Annotated in this window: 4 protein-coding genes; 1 reads left to right on the top strand and 3 read right to left on the bottom strand. The window is 61.5% G+C overall.

From position 1 onward, the window contains the following. Nucleotides 1–97: 97 nt before the first annotated feature. The 3 genes from ACW9I6_RS30680 to ACW9I6_RS30670 form a co-directional block, all read right to left on the bottom strand. Nucleotides 98–1,396, bottom strand: a complete 1,299-nt coding sequence (locus ACW9I6_RS30680) for an NAD(P)/FAD-dependent oxidoreductase (RefSeq protein ID WP_457340178.1) — start codon at nt 1,394–1,396, stop codon at nt 98–100. Next, complete coding sequence (locus ACW9I6_RS30675) at nt 1,393–2,481, bottom strand: polyamine ABC transporter substrate-binding protein (RefSeq protein WP_003219153.1); 1,089 nt, start codon at nt 2,479–2,481, stop codon at nt 1,393–1,395. Before ACW9I6_RS30675 ends, ACW9I6_RS30680 begins: the two co-directional genes overlap by 4 nt. Before the next feature lie 149 nt (nt 2,482–2,630). Next, nucleotides 2,631–3,989 (bottom strand): glutamine synthetase family protein, encoded by a 1,359-nt coding sequence (locus tag ACW9I6_RS30670; RefSeq protein ID WP_457340177.1) that lies wholly within the window; start codon nt 3,987–3,989, stop codon nt 2,631–2,633. 140 nt (nt 3,990–4,129) lie between these two features. Here ACW9I6_RS30670 and ACW9I6_RS30665 point away from each other — a divergent pair, with 140 nt between their 5' ends. Then, complete coding sequence (locus ACW9I6_RS30665) at nt 4,130–5,032, top strand: helix-turn-helix domain-containing protein (protein ID WP_008430744.1); 903 nt, start codon at nt 4,130–4,132, stop codon at nt 5,030–5,032. The last annotated feature ends 71 nt before the right edge of the window (nt 5,033–5,103 follow it).

Here is a 5,103-nt window from a genome sequence, read left to right as displayed (position 1 = left end):
AGCGCTTTGGTTACTTTGCCGCTTTTGCAAAGTGACTCGCTGTAAGAGCGAAACCCTAGGTGGCCGTTACCGAAGAAACGGATATGTACCCAATCAATCACCCCACCATCTCCCGAACCCGATACCACAACATCCCCAACGCCAACAGCGGCGAACGCAACACCTTCCCCCCCGGGAAAGTCATATGCGGCACCTGGCTGAAAACATCCAACCCCCGGCTCTGCCCAGCCTGAATCCCCTCAGCCAATAACCGCGCACACCAGTGAGTCACGTTCAACCCATGCCCCGAATACCCCTGGGCATAGAACACATTCGGATGCTGCTTCAGGCGCCCCACCTGGGGAAAGCGATTGGCGGTGATGCCGATCTTCCCCCCCCACTGAAACTCAATCGCGGTATTCGCCAACTGCGGAAAAACCTTGAGCATCTTCGGCCGCATATACCCCGCGATATCCACCGGATCACGTCCCGAATAATGACAAGCCCCCCCAAACAACAACCGCCGATCCGCCGAAAGGCGGTAATAATCCAACCCCACTTTCTGATCACACAACGCCAGGTTCTGCGGAATCAACTGATCAGCCACCCCAACCGACAGCGGCTCGGTCGCAATGATGTAGCTCCCCGCTGGCAGCACCTTGCCGCTCAACTTCGGCTCCAGTTCCTCCAGATGCGCATTGCACGCCAGCACCAGGTTGCCGGCGCGCACGCTGCCAAACTCGCAACGCACCTGCACCGTGTCGCCATGGATCAACTCCAGCACCGGGCTGTCTTCAAAGATCCGCACCCCAAGGGATTCGGCCACACCCGCCTCCCCCAGCACCAGGTTCAACGGGTGCAGATGCCCGGAGCCCATGTCCACCAGGCCACCGGCATACAAGCCTGAGCCAACCACCTGCGCCATATCCTGCGATGCCACCAACCGCGTTTCAGGCGCATACCCCAAGGCAGCCAGGCTCTCCAGCTCCCCCTGAAACGCCGCAAACTGCGCCGGCGTATTCGCCAACTCGCAAAACCCCCAGCGCAAATCACAGTCAATCCCGTGCTCGCGAATCCGCTCCCCCACCAGCGCCACCGAATCGATCCCGGCCTGCTGCAGGTAACGCACGCCCTCCTCCCCCACGTACCTGGCAAAGCCCGATACGTCATGCCCAATCCCGCGAATCAACTGCCCGCCATTGCGCCCGCTGGCGCCCCAGCCAATCCGCCGGGCCTCCAGCAGGATCACCGACAGCCCGCGCTGGGCCAGTTCGATGGCGGTGTTGACCCCGGTGAACCCACCGCCGATCACACACACATCGGCGGTCAGGTCAGCCCCCAGCGCTGGGCGCCGGGGCATGGCGTTGGCCGAAGCCAGGTAATAGGAACGAGCGTGGTCGGAGGAGGAACGGTTCATTTGTTGGTCTTCACTTTGCTCCAGGACCGCGTCATCAAGCGCATGACGGCGGGCGTCGGGGTGGTGGAAATGTAGAGTTTGTCGAGCACTTCCTGGGACGGGTAGATCTCGGGGTTGTTCACCAGCTCGGGGGCCATGAAGGCCTTGGCCGCCGGGTTCGGGTTGGCGTAGCCGACGCTGGCGCTGACCTTGGCGATCACTTCAGGGTCCAGCAAGTAGTTGATGAAGGCATGGGCGGCTTTCGGGTTGGCGGCGTCCGCCGGGATGGCCAGCAGGTCGAACCACAGGTTGCTGCCTTCCTTGGGGATCGAGTAGGCGATGTTCACGCCGTTCTTGGCTTCCTTGGCGCGGTTGGCCGCCTGGAACACGTCGCCGGAATAACCGAAGGCGACGCAGATATCACCGTTGGCCAGGTCCGAGATGTACTTGGAGGAATGGAAATAAGTGATGTACGGCCGCAGGGTCAGCAGCTTGGCCTCGGCCTGTTTGTAGTCTTCGGGATTCTCGCTGCGCGGGTCCTTGCCCATGTAGTTGAGGATCGCCGGGAACAGTTCATCCGCCGAGTCGAGGAACGCGACGCCGCACTCGTGGAGCTTCTTGATGTTCTCCGGTTCAAACAGCACGGCCCACGAGTCGATATGGTCGATGCCCAACACCTGCTTGACCTTGTCCACGTTGTAGCCGATGCCGTTGGTGCCCCACAGGTACGGCACCGAATGCTCGTTGCCCGGGTCGTTTTTCTCCAGCAGCTTGAGCAGCTTGGGGTCGAGGTTCTTGAAGTTGGGTAGCTGCGAACGGTCCAGCTTGAGGAACGCGCCGGCCTTTACCTGGCGCGCCAGGAAGTGGTTGGACGGCACCACCACATCGTAGCCGGTACGGCCGGCGAGCAGTTTGCCTTCCAGGGTTTCGTTGGAGTCGAACACGTCGTAGATCACCTTGATCCCGGTCTTGGCCTGGAAGTCGGCCAAGGTGGTCTCACCGATGTAGTCGGTCCAGTTGTACACACTGACCGTCTGCGCGGCATGACCCGCGCTGCTGAACAATGCCGCCAAGGCCAGCGGGAGAAGCTTTTTCACCAGACGCATATCGACACCCCTTTGCTTGATTGATTTTTATGTATTCATCCAGCCATTCTGCCCGTAGCAGCTGTCGAGCCCTGGCGAGGCTGCGTAGCGATGTATCAGACACAATTGCGGTGGGCCCGACGCAGCCTCGCTAAGCTACGGACGAGTCGTCAGACGCTCAGCAGCAGGAATTCACGTTCCCAGGAGCTGATGACTCGCTTGAAGTTCTCGTGTTCGGCGCGCTTGACCGCGACGTAGCCGCGCACAAACTTGTCCCCCAGGTAGTGCTTGACGGTGTCGCACTCTTCCATGCGCGCCAGGGCGTCTTCGATGGTGATCGGCAGCCTCAGGTTGCGGCGCTCGTAGGCGCGGCCTTCCACCGGGGCGCTGGGCTCGACCTTTTCGATCATGCCGAGGTAGCCGCACAGCAGGCTGGCGGCGATGGCCAGGTACGGGTTGGCGTCGGCGCCCGGCAGACGGTTTTCCACGCGCATGGCGTCGGGGCTGGAACTCGGTACACGCAGGCCGACGGTGCGGTTTTCTTCGCCCCACTCGACGTTGACCGGTGCCGAGGTGTCCGGCAGGAAGCGGCGGAACGAGTTGACGTTAGGCGCAAACATCGGCAGCAGCTTGGGGATGTACTTCTGCAGGCCGCCGATGTGGTTGAGGAACAGTTGGCTCTTGTTGCCGTGCTCATCGACAAACACCTGCTTGCCGGTGGCGATCTCCACCACGCTCTGGTGCAGGTGCATGGCGCTGCCGGGCTCGTCGGCCACCGGTTTGGCCATGAAGGTGGCCGCCACGTTGTGCTTGAGTGCAGCCTCGCGCAGGGTGCGTTTGAACACGGTGATCTGATCGGCCAGGTCGAGGGCGTCGCCGTGGCGGAAGTTGATTTCCATCTGCGCCGGGCCGTCTTCATGGATCAGCGTGTCGAGGTCCAGGCCCTGGGCTTCGCACCAGTCGTAGACGTCTTCGAACAGCGGGTCGAACTCGTTGGCAGCGTCGATGGAGAACGACTGGCGGCCACTTTCGGCGCGACCGGAACGGCCCAGCGGGGTCTTCAGCGGCAGGTCCGGGTCTTCGCAGCGCTGGGTCAGGTAGAACTCCATCTCCGGCGCGACAATCGGCTGCCAGCCCTGGTCGGTATAGAGTTGCAGGACCTTTTTCAGCACGTTGCGCGGCGACAGTTCGATGGGGTTGCCCTGCTTGTCGAAGGTGTCGTGGATCACGATGGCCGTCGGCTCGATGGCCCATGGCACCACGTAGGTGGCGTTGGACACCGGGCGGCAGATCATGTCGATGTCGGCCGGGTCCAGCAGGTCGTAGTAGATATCGTCGTCGACAAAGTCCCCGGTTACCGTTTGCAGCAACACACTTTCCGGCAGGCGCATGCCTCGCTCATGCAGGAACTTGTTGGTGGGCGAAATCTTGCCGCGTGCGATGCCAGTCAAATCACTGATCACGCATTCGACTTCGGTAATCTTGTGTTCTTTCAGCCAGGCGGACAGCTGATCGAAGGGGGCGTTCATAAGGACCTCGTCATGGGTTGGATGCTGCGCCGCGGGCTTCCCTCGCGGCGCATTGAGGTCTATCTTGGGCCAGCCGTCCAACGGCATCTATCCACTTTGCGCCAACCACAACGCACCAATAGAGTGCGCCCAGGTTACCCATGACACAGGCAACAGCTTTGCGCGTACAGGCCTTCACCACCGGTGATGTGGCCGCTCAATGCAGTGCGACACCCGGTTGGGTGCAGCAGTACCAGCAGATGTCCCCGGGGCATTTTGCCGGGCAGATCCGCTATCTCGACCTGCAAGGTGTCGAGGTGTACGAAGAGCGGATGAACACCCGGGTGGAGCAGAACTTCAACGCGCCGCCGGGTTCCCTGGCGTTCTGTTTCGATGGCAGCGACAACGCGCTGTACGTGCTCAATGGCGAAAGCCGCAACACCTGGATCACCCCGGAAAACTACCGCGAAGTGGCAGTGGTGTTCGGGCCGCAGTTTGTCCAGCGCCATGGTCTGGATGTGGCGAAGCTGGAGGGGTTGTTCATGGCCCCGCTCAACTCCCTGCAAAACCCGTTGTTCAGCCGCTGGCTCAGCGGCACGCTGACACGGCTGTCGGCGACGCTGGACCTGCCGAGTCGTGATGCCCTCACGCAACAGTTGCTCGACGATTGCCTGTTCATCCTCGACAACGCCTGCGTGTGCCTCGACAAGGGCTCATTGCAGCGGCGCACCGAGGAGCGAATCATCATGGCGCGCATTGGCGAATGGGCGGCGGATGTGCCGGATGAAACCGTCAACCTGCTGCAACTGGCGCGCATTGCCGGGGTGCCGTTGCGCCAGTTGCAGCACGGGTTCAAGACGTATACAGGGATGAGCCCGGCGCAGTGGTTGCGGTTGCGCCGGTTGAACAGTGCACGGCGGGAGTTGTTGAGCCCGCCGTCAGTGGACACCACCGTGGCGGAGGTGGCGATGAATTGGTCGTTCTGGCATTTGGGGCGTTTTTCCAACAGTTATCGGGCGTTGTTTCAGGAGTTGCCCAGCGAGACCCTGAAGCGCCAGAGGTAAATGTAGGAGCGGGCTTGTATGGGAGCGGGCTTGCTCGCGAATGCGGTGGGTCAGTCAATAAATCTGGCACT

This window comes from Pseudomonas sp. SDO5522_S412 (assembly GCF_054071215.1).
This window is presented reverse-complemented; position numbering and strand designations above follow the sequence as displayed.

Coding starts and splice junctions, on each gene's coding strand:
- ACW9I6_RS30680 (WP_457340178.1), bottom strand. CDS start 1,396: ATGAACCGTTCCTCCTCCGACCACGCTCGTTCCTATTACCTGGCTTCG.
- ACW9I6_RS30675 (WP_003219153.1), bottom strand. CDS start 2,481: ATGCGTCTGGTGAAAAAGCTTCTCCCGCTGGCCTTGGCGGCATTGTTC.
- ACW9I6_RS30670 (WP_457340177.1), bottom strand. CDS start 3,989: ATGAACGCCCCCTTCGATCAGCTGTCCGCCTGGCTGAAAGAACACAAG.
- ACW9I6_RS30665 (WP_008430744.1), top strand. CDS start 4,130: ATGACACAGGCAACAGCTTTGCGCGTACAGGCCTTCACCACCGGTGAT.